This is a genomic window from Kitasatospora sp. MAP5-34 (assembly GCF_029894335.1).
In the GTDB taxonomy this organism is placed as follows: Bacteria; Actinomycetota; Actinomycetes; order Streptomycetales; family Streptomycetaceae; genus Kitasatospora.
In genome coordinates this window covers 82,211-98,539 of record NZ_JARXZC010000009.1, presented here as the reverse complement: position 1 = coordinate 98,539, position 16,329 = coordinate 82,211, and the positions used below count along the sequence as shown (strand labels likewise).

The following is a 16,329-nucleotide window of genomic DNA, read 5'->3' as shown; positions in this document are numbered from 1 at the left end:
GCCTGGTGAAACGTTCTTTGCCCAGTCCCGGGACCGTGCGCAGAACGAGCAGAACCCACCGAAACGCAGTGAAGCCGCGCAACGCTCGCAAGACTGCCGCCGCCGTGGCGCGCGGGCCTACCTTCTCGGCACCACGCAACACCCCGGAAACACCGAAGGGGTGGCTGACGAGACCAAGGAGGCGGATTCGATGGCTGCGCGAAACGATGTCGCGACGAGCCCGGCCGCAGGACGGACTGTTCGGGACGACGCCCGGATCGAGATCTCGGGTGTGACCAAGCGGTTCCTGACCCCGAGCGGTGCGGCCTTCACGGCAACCCGCGAGGTGGACTTCACCGTCGAGCCGGGCCAGTTCTGCGCGGTGGTCGGACCGACCGGCTGCGGCAAGTCGACCACCCTGAGCCTGGTGTCCGGCCTGGACCGGCCGAGCGAGGGCTCGGTCCGGGTCGGCGGCCGCGAGGTGAACGGGATCACCGACGGCATCAGCTTCATGTTCCAGGCGGATGCGCTGCTGCCGTGGAAGACGGTGCTGGGCAATGTGGCGATGGGACCGGTCTTCCGGGGTGTGGGGAAGGCCAAGGCCAACGCCTCCGCGCGGGACTGGCTGCGCCGGGTCGGCCTGGCCGGGTTCGAGGACCACCACCCGCACCAGCTCTCCGGCGGTATGCGCAAGCGCGTGGCGATGGCCGCCGCGCTGATCAACGAGCCGTCGATCCTGCTGATGGACGAGCCCTTCGGCGCCCTGGACGTCCAGACCAAGGCGATCATGCAGAACGAGCTGCTGGGTCTGTGGGAGCAGCTGCGTCCTTCGGTCATCTTCATCACCCACGACCTGGAAGAGGCGGTGGCGCTCGCCGACCGGGTCGTCGTCATGACCTCCGGTCCCGGCTCGGTGAAGGCGGTCTACGACATCGACCTGCCGCGCCCGCGCGGTTCGGTGCAGGACATCCGCTTCCAGCCGCGCTTCCTCGAACTCCACCACCAGATCTGGTCCTCGCTCCGCGAAGAGGTGGAGCGCGCCTACGCACGCACGACGGGAGAGAAGTCATGAGCAGCGCCTCCACTGCCGCGAAGGTCAAGGCGCCACCTTCGGACACCGCTGCCGCCGGCGCCGGGGTGCGCGCCGTCCGGCGGCGCAAACTGCTGGTCCTGACAGCCCAGTTGGGTCTGGCCGGCTTCATCATCGGCGGCTGGCAACTGGTCACCACCTGGGGTTGGCTCGATCCGTTCTTCTTCGGGCAGCCCAGCGGGATCGCCCAGCGTCTGGTCGACTTCTTCTCGAAGGGGGACCAGGCCACCGAGTTCGGCTCGTTCTGGCTGCAGATCGAGACGACCCTCAGGGAGGCGGTGTTCGGCTTCGCCGTCGGCGCCTCGGCCGGTGTCGTCCTCGGTGTCCTGCTCGGTCAGAACCGGTTCCTCGCCGACGTGCTGGGGCCGTTCATCAAGATCGTGAATGCCGTTCCGCGCATCGTGCTCGGGTCGATCTTCGTGGTGGCGTTCGGTATCGGTGAGACGCCGAAGGTGCTGCTCGCCGCCGTGCTGGTGTTCTTCATCGTCTTCTTCAACGCCTTCCAGGGTGTCCGGGAAGTCGATCGCAACATCCTCGACAACGCCCGGGTGCTGGGTGCGTCGCCACTGCAGATCGTGCGCCACGTGGTGCTGCCGTCGGCGCTCACCTGGATCACCGCCAGCCTGCACACCGCCTTCGGCTTCGCCATCGTCGGTGCGCTGGTAGGCGAGGTGCTCGGCGCGCAGGCCGGTCTTGGGCTCGTCATCAAGACCGCGCAGAACCAGTTCGACCCCAACGGCGTGTTCGCCACGATGTTCGTGATCGCGGTGATCGTCCTGCTGGCCGAGTGGCTCATCACCAAGCTCGAGCGGCGGCTGCTCTCGTGGCGTCCGCCGTCCCCGTCCGAGAGCGCGGTCATCTGAGACCGACCGGCACTAATCCCCTACGTAAATCCCCCACGCAGTACCACCCCCGAAGGGACAGCCATGTTCAAGCGGACTCTCACCGGCTCGCTGGTCGGCGCTCTCGCGCTCGGCCTCAGCCTCACCGCCTGCTCCTCCGGCTCCACGAACGGCGCCGGCGCCGGCGTGCCGACGGTGAAGATCATGGTCGGCGGTCTCGACAAGCAGATCTACCTGCCGTTCCAGCTGGCCCAGCAGCTCGGCTTCTACCAGAAGTACGGCGTCAACGTGGTGCTCAGTACCGAGGACGCCTCCGTCGGCGCCGAGGACGCCATGCTCTCCGGCCAGGTCGACATGGCGGGCGCCTGGTACAACCACACCATCGAGCTCCAGGCGAAGGGCAAGTCGGTCGAGGACATCGTCCAACTCTCCGGCGCACCGGGCGAGCGCGAGATGTGCGCGACCAAGAGCGGCGTCCACTCCGGCGCGGACTTCGCGGGCAAGACCCTCGGCGTCACCGACCTCGGCTCGGGCACCGACGTCCTCACCCAGTTGGTCGCCGCGCAGAGCAAGCTCACGACGAGCCAGTTCAGCCGGATCGGGGTCGGCGCCGGAGCAACGGCGGTCGCCGCGCTGCAGAACGGCAAGACGGCCTGCGTCATGACCACCCAGCCGACCGTGACGGCCATTCAGAAGAAGGGCATCGGCTACTCGGCGGTCGACCTGGCCACGACCGACGGTGCCAAGGCGCTGCTGGGCGGCACCTGGCCCTCCGCCACCGCGCTCGCGAAGACCGAGTGGGTGAACTCCCACAAGGACGCCGCCCAGAAGGTGGTCACCGCGCTGGTGGCCACGATGCACTGGATGGACGCGCACTCCGCCACCGACATCGCCAACGCGCTGCCCCCCACCTTCGTCAGCAACAGCTCGGTGAGCAAGGACGACTACATCGCCGCGCTGACCCAGGACAAGGGCCAGTTCCTGCCGGACGGCATCATGCCGGCCGGTGGCCCGAAGAACGTCCTGGCGACCGAGAAGCTGATCGGCACGAAGACCGACTCGGTGAACCTGGGCACCACCTTCACCAACGAGTTCGCGCTCAACGCCAACAAGACCCTGGGCGTCACTCCCACCACCACCCCGGCCGACTCCAGCGGCTGAGCCGGCCCCCTCAGCACCCCCCGGACGCGACCCCCACCGCGCCCGGGGGGCTTTTTTGGCACACGTTCAGCCACAACCAGGGGCGCGAGGAACTGCGCGAGACGGAAGGCGACAACCTGCACCCTCCCCACCGCACAGCTCCCCGCGCCCCGGCTTGAGCGTGTGCCTAGGCTGCTCCGGCCCCCGTCAGCGACCGCACCTCCAGCTCGGCGTACTTGTCCGGGTCGGCGGCCTCCTGGGAGGTCAGGGTGCCGATCCAGCCGGCCAGGAAGCCCAGTGGGATGGAGACCAGGCCGGGGTTCTCCAGCGGGAACCAGTGGAAGTCGACGCCGGGGAAGATCGCTGTCTTCGCGCCGGAGACCACCGGCGAGAAGATCACCAGCAGCACGGCGGGGACCAGGCCCCCGTAGACCGACCAGACCGCGCCCCGGGTGGTGAAGCGGCTCCAGAACAGGCTGTAGAGCAGGGTGGGGAGGTTGGCGGAGGCGGCGACGGCGAAGGCCAGGCCGACCAGGAAGGCGGTGTTCAGCTGCTGCGCGAAGAGGCTGAGCACGATGGCCACCGCCCCGATCACCACGGCTGCGGCGCGGGCGACCACCAGCTCCTCCCGTTCGGTCGCCTCCGGCCGTGCGGCCCGGCGCCAGGCCCGTGCGTAGAGGTCATGCGCGAAGGCGGCGGAGGCGGCGAGGGTGAGCCCGGCGACCACGGCCAGGATGGTGGCGAAGGCGATCGCCGAGATCAGGGCGAACAGCACCACGCCCGCCGTGCTGCCCGCGCCGCCGCCGAGGTGCAGTGCCAGCAGCGGGACTGCGGTGTTGCCCGCCGGGTTGGCGGCCTGCACCGCCTTCGCGCCGACCAGCGCGGTGGCGCCGAGGCCGAGCACGATCGCCATCAGGTAGAACGCGCCGATCATGCCGATCGCCCACATCGTGGAGCGCCGGGCCGCCCGGGCGGTGGGGACGGTGTAGAAGCGGGACAGGATGTGTGGCAGGCCGGCCGTGCCGAGCACCAGGCCGAGGCCGAGGCTGAAGAAGTCGAGCCGGCTGGTGGCGGTCGCGCCGTACTTGAGGCCCGGTTCCAGGTACGCCTGGCCGTGTCCGCTGCCCTGGGCGGCGGAGCGCATCAGCTCGGCGAGGTTGCCGTGGAAGCGGATCAGCACCAGCACGGTGAGCAGCACGGCGCCGACGATCAGGACGAAGGCCTTGACGATCTGGATCCAGGTGGTGGCCTTCATGCCACCGACCGTCACATAAATGATCATCAGTGCGCCGACGCCGACGATGGCCCAGGTCTTCGCCTGCCCACTGCTGGTGCCGAGCAGCAGGGTGACCAGGCTGCCCGCGCCGACCATCTGGGCGATCAGGTAGAGCAGCGTCACGACCACGCTGGCGCTGCCGGCGGCGGCCCGCAGCGGACGCTCGCGCATCCGCAGCGCCAGCACGTCGGCGAGGGTGTAGCGGCCGGAGTTGCGGACCAGCTCGGCGACCAGCATCAGCACCACCAGCCAGGCGACCAGGAAGCCGATGCTGTAGAGCACGCCGTCGTAGCCGTACAGCGCGATCAGGCCGGTGACGCCGAGGAAGGACGCGGCGGAGAGGTAGTCGCCGGAGAGGGCGAAGCCGTTCTGCAGCGGGCTGAAGCCGCGTCCCCCGGCGTAGAAGTCCTCGGCGGCCTGACCACGCCGGCCGACCCAGAGGGTGATGGCGAGGGTGACCAGCACGACCACCGCGAAGAGCAGGATCGCGAGGTTGTGGTGCGCGCCGGTGGTCACCGGCGCGAGGTGACCGGCGGAGGCGGGCGCGGGGGCGGGGTACGGCCCGGTGTCCGGCGCGGGGCGGAAGTTCGCGGTCATCATGGCACTCGGCGGCACGGCGGGGTTCGAGGTCATCGCAGCTGGTCCTGGGTGTCCCAGCGCAGCCCGAGGGCGGCGCGGTCGCGCTTGGTACGGGCGTTGCGGGCGTACAGCCAGGTCAGCACGAATGTCGACGCGAACTGCAGCAGACCGCCCAGCCAGGCGACGTTGAGCGGGCCCGCGATCTGCCGCCGCATCAGCTCGGGGGCGGCGGCCTGCGCGCCGAGATAGAGCAGGTACCAACCGAGGAAGACGCCGGTGGCGGGGAAGACGAAGCCGCGGTAGCTGCGCCGGATGTCCTGGAACGCCTCGCTCGCCTGCACGGCCCGGTAGACCTCGGCGGCGTCCACGACCGGTGGCTCCGGGGCGGCCGGGGCGGCCGCGACCGGCACGGGCGCCGCCGCCTGCGCGGGCACCACCGCCGGACGCGCCGTGGGGGCGGTCTGGCGCGCCTTCGCTGCCTCACGGACCGCGGTACGCCCGAGGGGCTGGGCGGCCCACCAGTCGAACCTCTCCTGCTGTGCCAATGCTGCTCCTGAACCGGGACGCCGTATGGAGGCGGACGTCGATGGGTCGGCGCCGGAGGGGTCGGGTCCGGTCCGTGGTATCCGGTCCAGGATGGTGTGGCTCGGCGCGCCCTAGCGAGCCGATGCAGATACGTTCACCCGAACAGGTGAGGGCCAATCAGGTGACGGCTCATCAGTTACGGCTGTAGGATCACGAGTTTCGCCGAATTCCGTGCCGGAAGGCGTACGCCACGGCCTGCGCGCGGTCCCGGACCGCCGTCTTGGCGAAGAGGTTGTTGATGTGGGTCTTCACCGTGGCCGGACTGACGAAGAGCTGCTGCGCGATCTCCGCGTTCGACAGCCCGTCCGCGATCAGCGCCAGTACCTCCGCCTCCCGGGCCGTGAGGCCGTCGGGCAGCTCGGCCGGACCCGGCGGTGTGGCCGACAGCCGCTCCAGCAGCCGCCGCTGCACCTGCGGGGACAGGCCGGCCGCGCCGGAGCGGACGTCTGCGATGGCCCGCGCGATCTCCTCGCCGCCGGCGTCCTTGGTGAGGTACCCGCGCGCACCGGCCTGCAGGGCGGGGAAGAGCGAGTCGTCGTCGGCGTAGGTGGTGAGGATCACGACCTCCGTCCCGGGGTGGGCGGCCCGGATCCGCCGGGTGGCCTCGACCCCGTCGCAGCGCGGCATCCGAAGGTCCATCAGGACGACGTCCGGCGCGTGCCGCTCGACCAGCCTGACGGCCTCCTCGCCGTCGGCCGCCGCACCGACCACCTCGATACCGGGCAGCAGCCCCAGCAGCATCACGATCCCCTCGCGCACCACCGTCTGGTCGTCCGCCACCAGCACCCTGATCGGCCTCGCCCCGCCGTCGGCCGGGGACGCCCCCGTCCCGCTCCGCTCGCTCATCTCGGCACCCGCAGCGACACGCGCCACCCTCCCTCGTCCGGGCCCGCCAGCAACTCGCCGCCGAGCAGCTCAGCGCGTTCGCGCATCCCGAGCAGACCGTACCCGCTGCCCCCGGACGCCAGCTCCTCGGACACCTCGCCGTGCGGCGCGCGGGTGTTGCGCACCTCCAGCTCGACCGCGCCCTCCAGGTACGCCAGCCGTACCGTCACCCGCCCGCCCGGTGCGTGCTTGCGGACGTTGGTGAGCGCCTCCTGCGCCGTACGCCGCACGGCGAGGCCGGTCTCGGCGTCGAGCGGTCCGGCCGTCCCCTCGACGGTCAGCACCGCGCCCTCACGCTGCGTCAGCTCGACCAGGAACTCCCCCACCGGCGTGAACTCGCCACGCAGCGCCGACAGCGCCTGGCGGGTCTCGGCCAGACCGTCCTGTGCCATCCGCCGGGCGGCCACCACCCGTTCCCGGACCTGCTCCCGGCTCGCCCCGCCGTCCAGCATCAGCCGGGCCGCCTCCAGGTGGACCAGCTGCGCGGAGAGACTGTGTGCCAGCACGTCGTGGATCTCCCGGGCGATCCTGGCCCGCTCGGCGAGCGCCGCCGACTCGGCCTCCGCCGCCCGGGCGGCCCGCTCCTGCGTCAACAGCCGGTGCGCGCTGCCCCGCGCCTCCGCGTCCAGCCTGAGCAGGTAGCCGAGCAACGCGAGCCCGCCGACGGTGGACGCGATACTCAGCCAGCTGTCCCAACTCGCCACCGTGTACGAGCCGAAGGCCGCCCCGGCGGTCGGCACCGCGTACACCAGCGGCAGCCGGACGATCGCGATGACCCCGAGCCCGAGCCAGACCATGTCGGAGAGCAGGTAGGCATGCCCCCACTCGGCCGTCGTGGCGACGACCAGCAGTCCGGCCGCCGCCGCGATGCCGGGCCCGAGCCGGTGGGCGAGCGTGTACCGGAAGAACCCGGTGACGAACACGACGGCCGCCACCAGCCCGGCTCCCGCCCAGACCGCGTGCCAACCGGTGAAGTGTCCGCGTGAGTACGTCCCCCAGACCAGCACCACCAGCAGCACCAGCCGGGTGAGCAACATCAGCGTCGCCCGGGCCGGGCTCTGGGTCTCCCGGTTCAGCCCCTCCCGGGGCGGCCAGCGGGTCCAGCCGGTCGGCAGCAGCGGCACGGGGAGGTCCATTCCGAGGAGGGTTCGGCGGCCGTCAGCGGACAGCAGAGACACGGTACGGCGCCTCCATCGTGCGGGCACGCCACCCGAGGACGAGTCCGCGCACCAGCAGCAGTGCGGCCAGCGCCAGCATCAGCGAGTTGGTTCCCTGGTGCACGCCGAGCGCGGAGCCGAGCACGTACAGCCCGCCGCGCAGCACGATCATGCCCGCCCAGGCGGCGAGCGCGGCCGGGCTGCCCTTGGTCCAGAGGCTGCCGTCCTCGGCGTACCAGAGCCGGGCCGTCCAGCCCCAGACGCTGCCCAGGCCGATCTCCACCAGCACACCGGCGGCGAGCAGGGCGACGGACACGGCCTGGTGGTGCGGGTCGAGCAGGTGCGGGTCGCGCAGCGCCAGGAAGGCGAGGATCACCGGGAGCAGCCAGACGCGGCGCTCGGTGTCGAACTTCCGCGCCTTGAACTGACGGGCGACGACCAGGGCGACCACCGCGACGATCGCCAGGATGTTCAGCGTGCCGTTCATGGGATGAACTCCGTACCGAGGAGAGGAAGATCCGACCTCTCCAACGTTAGGGATCGTCGGCCTCCCGGTGATCGGAGCCAGGGTGGAACCGACGACGGAGGGGCTCTCCACCCCAAGGTGGAGAGCCCCTCCGAAACGGCCGCAGGATCAGGCGTCGATCCGCGAGCGGTCCATGGTGGCCGCCGAGTTGATGATGAACTCCTTGCGGGGCGCCACGTCGTTGCCCATCAGCAGGTCGAAGGTCTTCTCCGCCAGCTCCAGGTCGCCCAGGTTGATCCGGCGCAGCGTCCGGTGGCGCGGGTCCATGGTGGTCTCGGCCAGCTGGTCGGCGTCCATCTCACCCAGGCCCTTGTAGCGCTGCACCGGCTCCTTCCAACGCAGGCCCTTGCGCTGGAACTCCAGCATGGTGCTGCGCAGCTCGGCGTCGGAGTACGTGTAGTGGTACTTCTCCATGCCGCGCTTGGGGTTGGTGAGTTCGATCCGGTGCAGCGGCGGGACGGCCGCGAAGACCCGGCCCTGCTCCACCATCGGCCGCATGTAGCGCTGAAAGAGCGTCAGCAGCAGGATCCGGATGTGCGATCCGTCGACGTCGGCGTCGGCCATGAAGATGACCCGGCCGTAGCGGGCCTGGTCGATGTCGAAGGTCCGGCCGGAGCCGGCCCCTATCACCTGGATGATCGAGGCGCACTCGGCGTTCTTGAGCATGTCGGCGACGGACGCCTTCTGCACGTTCAGGATCTTGCCGCGGATCGGCAGCAGGGCCTGGAACTCCGAGTTGCGGGCCAGCTTCGCGGTGCCGAGCGCGGAGTCGCCCTCGACGATGAAGATTTCGCTGCGCTCGACGTCGTCGCTGCGGCAGTCGGCGAGCTTGGCGGGCAGCGAGGAGGTCTCCAGCGCGGTCTTCCGGCGCTGCGCCTCCTTGTGCTGCCTGGCCGCCACCCGGGTACGGGCGGCCGCGACGACCTTCTCCATGACGGAACGGGCCTGGGCCTTCTCGTCCTTCTTCGAGGAGGTCAGGAACGCCTTGAGCTCCTTGGCGACGACGGCCGCGACGATCCGGTTGGCCGCCGAGGTGCCGAGCACCTCCTTGGTCTGGCCCTCGAACTGCGGCTCCGCGAGCCGGACGGTGACCACGGCGGTGAGGCCCTCGGTGGTGTCGTCCTTGGTGACGTCGTCCTCGGCGACCCGCAGCAGCTTGGACGCCCGCAGCGCCTCGTTGACGGTCTTGGCCAACGAACGCTCGAAGCCGGTGACGTGGGTGCCGCCCTTGGGCGTGGCGATGATGTTGACGAAGGAGCGCAACGTGGTGTCGTACCCGGCGCCCCAGCGCAGCGCGATGTCGACGCCGAGCTGACGGGTGACCTCGGTCGGGGTCATGTGGCCGAGCTCGTCCAGGACGGGGACGGTCTCCTTGAAGCTCCCCTCGCCCTTCAGCCGCAGCACGTCGGAGACGGCCTTGTCGGGGGCGAGGAACTCGCAGAACTCGCCGATGCCGCCGTCGAAGCGGAAGGTGTCCTCCTGAACCTTCTCACTCTCCGTCAGCCGCTCGTCACGGACCACGATGGTGAGACCGGGGACCAGGAAGGCGGTCTGCCGGGCCCGGCTGTGCAGGCCTTCGAGGGAGAGCTTCGCCTCCTTGAGGAAGATCTGCCGGTCGGCCCAGTACCGGATCCGGGTGCCGGTCCGGCCCTTGGCGACCTTGCCCTTGCGGGTGAGGCCGTTGGCGGGCTCGAACGGGGCGTCCGGCGTGAGTTCGGTGAAGATGCCGGGCGCGCCGCGCCGGAAGCTGATCGCGTGGGTGTGGCCGCTGCGATCGACCTCGACGTCGAGGCGGGCGGAGAGGGCGTTCACCACCGAGGCACCGACGCCGTGCAGGCCACCGGAGGCGGCGTACGAGCCGCCGCCGAACTTGCCGCCGGCGTGCAGCTTGGTCAGGACGACCTCGACTCCGGAGAGCCCGGTCTTCGGCTCGACGTCGACCGGGATGCCGCGCCCGTTGTCGCGGACCTCGACCGAGGCGTCGTTGTGCAGGATCACCTCGATCCGGTCGCAGAAGCCGCCGAGCGCCTCGTCGACCGAGTTGTCGATGATCTCCCACAGGCAGTGCATCAGCCCACGGCTGTCGGTGGAGCCGATGTACATGCCGGGACGCTTGCGGACGGCCTCCAGGCCCTCCAGGACGAGCAGGTGCCGGGCGGTGTAGTTGGACCCGTCGTCGACCAACCGGCCCGCCGTGTCGGCGCTCATGCGCTCACCTCGCGGTCGGTAACCGGCGCTTCGCACAGCGTGCGCGTTCTCACCGTGCGCGCTCCCATGGTTGTGGCCCAGCTTTCGGCAGGGGGGACTCCCTTGCTCCGCTCGCTCACGCGGCGCACTCCTCAATGAAGTTCTGACTCGTCTGATCTTCTGGTCCGGCACCTGGCCCGGGCGGGCCGGCCGGCTCCCACAGTGTTCCCAATGCCTGAGACAGAGACGGTTCGACCCCTCGCGGCTTGTACGCGCTGCGCGAACAAGACCCTCGTCGGGGACGGGGACTCCGGAGCGCCATCTCCACCTGCCGCCACGGGTCCTGGCGGACCATAGTGTGCGGCACAGGCGGCGGAACTGCTGAGATGCAGGCTACCCGTGCCAGGGGCGGGGCTTATGCTCCAACCCAGCGGAGGATTATGCTACGCGGATCCCGGACGTCGCCTCGATCGGACGTTCGAGCTGTACGGCGGCCCTCGGAATCGGTACGCATGAATCACCGGCGCCATGGGCACGTCCTCAGCAACAAACCACAGCAGAATCCTCAGAGAAGAAAAGCCACGAGCGGGAACGTTTTCGGCCTGGTTGGATGTTGACCCTGGTACGACAGCTCGTCGAGCTAGAGAAGAGGCGACGTGACTACTGTTCTGACACCTGCGAGCCCGCTGACCGCGGCTGACCGCTGCGACCGCTGCGGCGCCCAGGCCTACCTGCGCGTCGTACTCGCGAGCGGCGGAGAGCTGCTCTTCTGCGCCCACCACGGGCGGAAGTTCGAGCCTGAACTCAAGAAGATCGCCGTCGAGATACAGGACGAGAGTGGTCGTCTCACGACGACCAGCGCCACGGTCCCCGACGACGAACGCTGATCTCGCGGCTCGCTCGGCGAGCTGAGTCGAGCTAGGCGTTGAGCCGGGCGGCAACCCTCACCAAGGGCTGCCGTCCGGCTCTGGCGTTTCCGGCGCGCACGCAGCGTGGCCGAGCGATCACACCTGGAGTACCCGGCGCGCTCGGCGTTCTGACGGAGCGTGAGACTCCTACTCCGGAGAGCGACCATCGCAGCTGGGCGCGCCATCACAGTTGAGCGCGCACCGCGTCCGCCACTGCCGACATCCGGGTGTAGACGCCCGGATGGGCGGCCTCGGCGCAGCCCGTACCCCAGGAGACCAGCCCGGCCAACCGGCCGGCCACCACCAGCGGGCCACCGCTGTCGCCCTGGCAGGCGTCCCTGCCGCCCGCCTGCTCGTCGCCCGCGCAGACCATCGACCGGGCGTCGAAGACGCCGTCGTTGCCGCCCGCCGGGTACGCCTGGGCGCAGCTGCCGTCCGGCACGATCGGCACCTCGACGCGCCGCAGCGTCGGCGAGTAGCTCCCGTCGCCACGCGTGTCCCCCCAGCCGTAGACCTGGGCCGGGGTACCCGGCGCGTACGGCGCCGTCTCGCCCTGCCCGACCGGATCGAGGACGGGGACGCCCGGCTGCGGCTGGGCGAGGGTGACAACCGCCACATCCTGCATGTTGGTGGCGAACGAGTAGTCGGGATGGATCCAGATGCCACGGACAGCCACCTCGCTGCCCGCGCGATGGGTGAGATCGTCCCGATCGACGATCACCCTGAGCTCCGGGCGGTCCACCCGGTGCCCCCGCTCGTCGTAGAAACAGTGCGCGGCCGTCACCACCTTGGTCGGCGAGATCAGCGTGCCGCCGCAGAACTGCCCCGAGCGGGCGTTACCGAACTGCGGTCGACTGGCCAGCGCCACCATCCAGGGATGGTCGGCGACGGCGGCCGTCTCGCCGCCCACGATGCGCCGCTGCGCCTCGGCGGGGGCGGCGGCACCGAAGGCGAGCAGCGGGCCGGGGAGGGTGGCCAGCAGCGCCAGGGCAACCGTCCGACGGCGTCGCCCGTGGTGCGGCGGGGCCGAGCAAGCGTCCAGGGTGGGCAGCACCGATGTCTCCAAGGTGATCCGAGGTGGTCCGGAGCAGTCGTGGCCCGAGGCGGCCCGACGACAGGGAATCGACTCAGCGTAGTCGACTCGTCACTTGAAGTACCGTCAACTCCGGCCGGACCACTCGGACGAGCGACCCGGCGGCCCGCGCGGCCGGGCGGTTCGACTCCGCGGGGCCTGGCCGACCCCGGACGCGGAAGGGCCCGGAGCGTGAGCTCCGGGCCCTTCCTGCGGTACCGGCGCTACTGCTACCGGCGGCGGCTCTTAGTCCAGGTAGTCGCGCAGCACCTGCGAACGCGACGGGTGGCGCAGCTTGGACATGGTCTTCGACTCGATCTGGCGGATGCGCTCGCGCGTCACCCCGTAGACCTTGCCGATCTCGTCCAGCGTCTTCGGCTGACCGTCCGTCAGACCGAAGCGCATCGAGACCACGCCCGCTTCGCGCTCGCTCAGGGTGTCGAGCACCGAGTGCAGCTGCTCCTGGAGCAGGGTGAAGCTGACCGCGTCGGCCGGGACGACGGCCTCGGAGTCCTCGATGAGGTCACCGAACTCGCTGTCGCCGTCCTCGCCGAGCGGGGTGTGCAGCGAGATGGGCTCGCGGCCGTACTTCTGGACCTCGATGACCTTCTCGGGGGTCATGTCGAGTTCCTTGGCCAGCTCCTCCGGGGTGGGCTCGCGGCCCAGGTCCTGGAGCATCTGGCGCTGGACGCGGGCCAGCTTGTTGATGACCTCGACCATGTGCACCGGGATACGGATAGTGCGGGCCTGGTCGGCCATCGCGCGGGTGATCGCCTGACGGATCCACCAGGTGGCGTACGTGGAGAACTTGTAGCCCTTGGTGTAGTCGAACTTCTCGACCGCGCGGATCAGACCGAGGTTGCCCTCCTGGATCAGGTCCAGGAAGAGCATGCCGCGACCGGTGTAACGCTTCGCCAGCGAGACCACGAGACGGAGGTTGGCCTCCAGAAGGTGGTTCTTGGCCCGGCGGCCGTCCTCGGCGATGATCTCCAGCTCGCGCTTGAGCTTGGGGGCCAGCTTCTCGGCCGCGCTCAGCTTGTCCTCGGCGAAGAGGCCGGCCTCGATGCGCTTCGCGAGCTCGACCTCCTGCTCGGCGTTGAGCAGCGGGACCTTGCCGATCTGCTTCAGGTAGTCCTTGACGGGGTCGGCGGTGGCACCGGCGACGGCGACCTGCTGAGCCGGCGCGTCGTCCTCGTCGTCGTCGGAGAGGACGAAACCCTCCGACTCCTCCTCGGGAGCGTCGCCCTCGGTGGCGGCGGCCTTGTCGCCGGGCAGCGCGACCTCCTCGACCTCCTCGTCACCGAGCAACTCGTCGTCGCCCTTGCCCGCCTTGGCGGCGGTCTTCTTGGCAGCGGCCTTCTTCGCCGGGGCGGCGGCCTTCTTGGCGACGGCCTTCTTGGCGGGGGCGGCGGCCTTCTTGGCCGCGACCCTGGCCTCGGCCATCTCGATGCTGTCCACGACCGTGACCTCGACAGCCGAGGTCACGGACGGAACGGACGAGTTCGCCGCAGGGGCGATCCGCACCGGGGGCTTGGTCTGCGGCGTACGGGTGGTGACCGCCTTGGTCGCCGTGCGCTTGGTGGTGCTCTTGGCCGCGACGCTCTTGCGCTTGGAGCCGGCGGGTTCGGCCGCGCTGACCATGAGGTCCACTCCTTCCTCAATCAGAACCTGGTTGAGGCTGCGCATGACGTTCTTCCACTTGGTGACCGGGATCTGGTCCGCCTCAAAAGCCTGACGCACGTCGTCACCGGCGATCTGCCCCTGGGCCTTGCCCCGCTCGATGAGCGCGAGCAGAGCTGCGGACTCGGCGATCTCGGGGGGGAGCGAACGGGATGTGCTGGCCGACACGAACAACCTCTCGGACGATGAGTGGACTCGAACCCAGTACCGGGCCGCCCGAGAGGGCGGGGAAAGATCACGCGCAAACGCGCGCGCTGTCGATTCCGACCGGCTCGGGCTTGAGAACTGGATTTGCAGGACGGCAGCAGCGCCGCAGACCAACACAGCATTCTGACACGGTGGTGGTATTCCCGGAGCTGCCTCCGCTCCGTACACATCGCTGCCACCCCTCAAGTGTTACGCACTGCCGTCGTGGCGCCGGTCACACCGGCGCCACGAGTCGTCCGGCTCGTCGGGTCGTACTGGTCGTAACCGGTCGACGCTCAGTGCTCGCGAGGCGCCGGCACCGAGAGTTCGACCTCGGGGTGGACGGTGAGCAGGGCGCGGACGGCGGCCTCGGCAGCGGTGCCGTCGCCGGTGCCCAGTGCGTCGACCAGCCTGGAGTGCAGGCTCACCGAGGCGTCGGAGGGACGCTCGCAGGAGGCGGCCTGACCGCCGGAGACCTGCAGCGAACAGGAGATGATGCCGGAGAGGTGCTCCAGCATCCGGTTGCCCGCCATCTGCAGGACCAGCCCGTGCAGCTCGGTGTCGGCCCGGCCGAAACTCACCAGATCGCCCTGGGCACCGGCGTGGCCCATGATCTCGATCAGCTCGACCAGCCGCTGCTGGACGTCCTCCCGGCCGTGACCGGCCGCGAGGCGGGCGGCCAGCGGCTCGACGGCCCAGCGCAGCTCGAACAGCTCACGGCGCTGCTCGTCGCGCTGCGGTCCGAAGGCCCGCCACTCGATGATGTCGGGGTCGAGCAGGTTCCAGTCGCTGACCGGACGGACCCGGGTGCCGACGTTCGGCCGGGCACTCACCAGGCCCTTGGCCTCCAGCACGCGCAGCGACTCGCGGACGACGGTGCGGGAGACCTCGAATCGCTGGCCGATCTCCTCGGGAACGAGCGGGCGGTCGGCCCCGAGGTCGCCGGAGACGATCATCTGGCCGAGCTGCTGGACCAGCTGCCCGTGCAGGCCTCGGCCACGGCTGCTGGTGGTCTTGCGGCCGACCCGGGAGAGGTCGGCCTCGCCGCCCTCCCATCGGGGAGCGGGCGGGGTAGGCCGATCGGCGTAGGAGAAACGGTCCAGCTCCGCCGGGCCGACTGTGTCGGCCGAACGAGCTGCGGTCATGGTGGGGTGCGCAAGGGTACTCACACGTCCTTTGTCGGCGATCGGCGGGGCCAGCTTGAGAATTCTCGTGAAAAGCACACGAAAGGGTGATCGCCCGTGACCGGATAATTGACCGCTTATCAGCAAGAAGCAGATATTTCGGGCGCTCCAGGTCGATCTTCACAGCTGATCTTCATGACGGTCCGTCATCCGGTCGGGCCACGCCTGTCGACGCCTGCCCACGCCTGTCCACGTGCGTCCGCTCGGGCGGGTCGTTTGCCACGCCCCTCGTTCAGAGGGCACGACGGCGGGCCTGGACCAGCACCCCGGCGAGCAGCAGCAGGCCCGCCGGAGCGAGTACGGCCGCCAGCAGCACCGGATCCAGCAGTGCCGCCGCGCTCTGCGGGTCCACTCCGCCCACCTGGTCCAGCCCGTACTGGAACGGCAGCGACTCCCGTACCTGGACCGGCCAGCCCCGTCCGGCCAGCCGGAGCACCAGGGAGAGCACCGGCTCCAGCAGCGCCGGCAGGGCGCACAGGATGAGCATCCCGGCGGCCGCGCTGCGCACCAGCGAGGTGGTCAGCAGACCCGCCCAACCGGCCAGCACCACCAGCACGGCGAACACCGCGAGCGGCCGGGCGGCGGAGGCAAGGGCCGAGGAGGCGAACGCCTGGGCGTCCACCGGCAGCGCGAACACCTGCCCCGGACGCACGCCGGGCGCGAGCGCGAGACGCAGCACCAGCGCATCCACCAGCACGGTGCCGAGCGCCAGCAGTGCGGCCAGCAGGCCGGTGACCGTGAGTTTTCCGGCGAGCAGGGCGAGCCGTCGCGGACAGGAGACCCGAGAGGCCGCGAACCCGGGGTGGCGGACCTCGTGCCCGTACGAGAGCGCACCGAGCGCCCCCGCCCCCAGCGCGGCGATCGGCAGCGGCAAGAGCGGGACCACCGCCGTGACGGACCGTACGGCAGCAGCTGCCGTCAGCGGCCCGGCGGGCAACTGACGGGCCAGTACGGCCGCCACGGCCGCGTCGGCCAGCAGGACCGCACCGAGGATGAACCAGGTGGAGCGGAGGCCGCACAGGCGCCGGACCTCGTAGACCAGTACGCGCATTG

General features: G+C 70.4%; 14 protein-coding genes. 4 read left to right on the top strand and 10 right to left on the bottom strand.

The genetic code is table 11. The annotated features are described in order from the left end of the window. Positions 1-190 precede the first annotated feature (190 nt). The 3 genes from P3T29_RS10985 (at position 191) to P3T29_RS10975 (ending at position 3,072) form a co-directional block, all read left to right on the top strand. Entirely contained in the window at positions 191-1,051 is an 861-nt protein-coding gene (locus P3T29_RS10985; protein ID WP_280716150.1) for an ABC transporter ATP-binding protein, read from the top strand. Beyond that, positions 1,048-1,932 (top strand): ABC transporter permease, encoded by an 885-nt coding sequence (locus tag P3T29_RS10980; RefSeq protein ID WP_280716149.1) that lies wholly within the window; start codon positions 1,048-1,050, stop codon positions 1,930-1,932. Before P3T29_RS10985 ends, P3T29_RS10980 begins: the two co-directional genes overlap by 4 nt. A 63-nt stretch (positions 1,933-1,995) precedes the next feature. After that, positions 1,996-3,072, top strand: a complete 1,077-nt coding sequence (locus tag P3T29_RS10975; protein WP_280716148.1) for an ABC transporter substrate-binding protein — start codon at positions 1,996-1,998, stop codon at positions 3,070-3,072. 166 nt (positions 3,073-3,238) lie between these two features. Here P3T29_RS10975 and P3T29_RS10970 read toward each other — a convergent pair whose 3' ends face one another. The 6 genes from P3T29_RS10970 to P3T29_RS10945 form a co-directional block, all read right to left on the bottom strand. Further along, on the bottom strand, positions 3,239-4,960 hold the full coding sequence (locus P3T29_RS10970; protein ID WP_280716147.1) for a cation acetate symporter: 1,722 nt from the start codon (positions 4,958-4,960) through the stop codon (positions 3,239-3,241). Beyond that, complete coding sequence (locus tag P3T29_RS10965) at positions 4,957-5,451, bottom strand: DUF485 domain-containing protein (protein WP_348532814.1); 495 nt, start codon at positions 5,449-5,451, stop codon at positions 4,957-4,959. Before P3T29_RS10965 ends, P3T29_RS10970 begins: the two co-directional genes overlap by 4 nt. 190 nt (positions 5,452-5,641) lie before the next feature. Then, entirely contained in the window at positions 5,642-6,337 is a 696-nt protein-coding gene (locus P3T29_RS10960) for a response regulator transcription factor (RefSeq protein ID WP_280716146.1), read from the bottom strand. Beyond that, positions 6,334-7,512 carry a histidine kinase gene (locus P3T29_RS10955; RefSeq protein ID WP_280716145.1) on the bottom strand — a complete coding sequence of 393 codons (1,179 nt, stop codon included), beginning with the start codon at positions 7,510-7,512 and terminating at the stop codon, positions 6,334-6,336. Before P3T29_RS10955 ends, P3T29_RS10960 begins: the two co-directional genes overlap by 4 nt. A 22-nt stretch (positions 7,513-7,534) precedes the next feature. Further along, positions 7,535-8,020 carry a CcdC protein domain-containing protein gene (locus P3T29_RS10950; RefSeq protein WP_280716144.1) on the bottom strand — a complete coding sequence of 162 codons (486 nt, stop codon included), beginning with the start codon at positions 8,018-8,020 and terminating at the stop codon, positions 7,535-7,537. A gap of 147 nt (positions 8,021-8,167) precedes the next feature. Continuing rightward, positions 8,168-10,267 carry a DNA topoisomerase IV subunit B gene (locus P3T29_RS10945; RefSeq protein ID WP_280716143.1) on the bottom strand — a complete coding sequence of 700 codons (2,100 nt, stop codon included), beginning with the start codon at positions 10,265-10,267 and terminating at the stop codon, positions 8,168-8,170. A gap of 635 nt (positions 10,268-10,902) precedes the next feature. Here P3T29_RS10945 and P3T29_RS10940 point away from each other — a divergent pair. Then, the gene (locus tag P3T29_RS10940) at positions 10,903-11,133 is read left to right on the top strand and encodes a hypothetical protein (protein ID WP_280716142.1); all 231 of its coding nucleotides are present in this window, start codon (positions 10,903-10,905) and stop codon (positions 11,131-11,133) included. A gap of 205 nt (positions 11,134-11,338) precedes the next feature. Here the strand turns inward: P3T29_RS10940 and P3T29_RS10935 are convergent, their stop codons facing one another. The 4 genes from P3T29_RS10935 to P3T29_RS10920 form a co-directional block, all read right to left on the bottom strand. Beyond that, on the bottom strand, positions 11,339-12,208 hold the full coding sequence (locus tag P3T29_RS10935; RefSeq protein ID WP_280716141.1) for a serine protease: 870 nt from the start codon (positions 12,206-12,208) through the stop codon (positions 11,339-11,341). A gap of 264 nt (positions 12,209-12,472) precedes the next feature. Further along, complete coding sequence (locus P3T29_RS10930; RefSeq protein ID WP_280716140.1) at positions 12,473-14,074, bottom strand: RNA polymerase sigma factor; 1,602 nt, start codon at positions 14,072-14,074, stop codon at positions 12,473-12,475. A gap of 314 nt (positions 14,075-14,388) precedes the next feature. Beyond that, positions 14,389-15,261 (bottom strand): FadR/GntR family transcriptional regulator, encoded by an 873-nt coding sequence (locus P3T29_RS10925; RefSeq protein WP_280716139.1) that lies wholly within the window; start codon positions 15,259-15,261, stop codon positions 14,389-14,391. A gap of 247 nt (positions 15,262-15,508) precedes the next feature. After that, positions 15,509-16,327, bottom strand: a complete 819-nt coding sequence (locus tag P3T29_RS10920) for a hypothetical protein (RefSeq protein ID WP_280716138.1) — start codon at positions 16,325-16,327, stop codon at positions 15,509-15,511. Positions 16,328-16,329 lie beyond the last annotated feature (2 nt).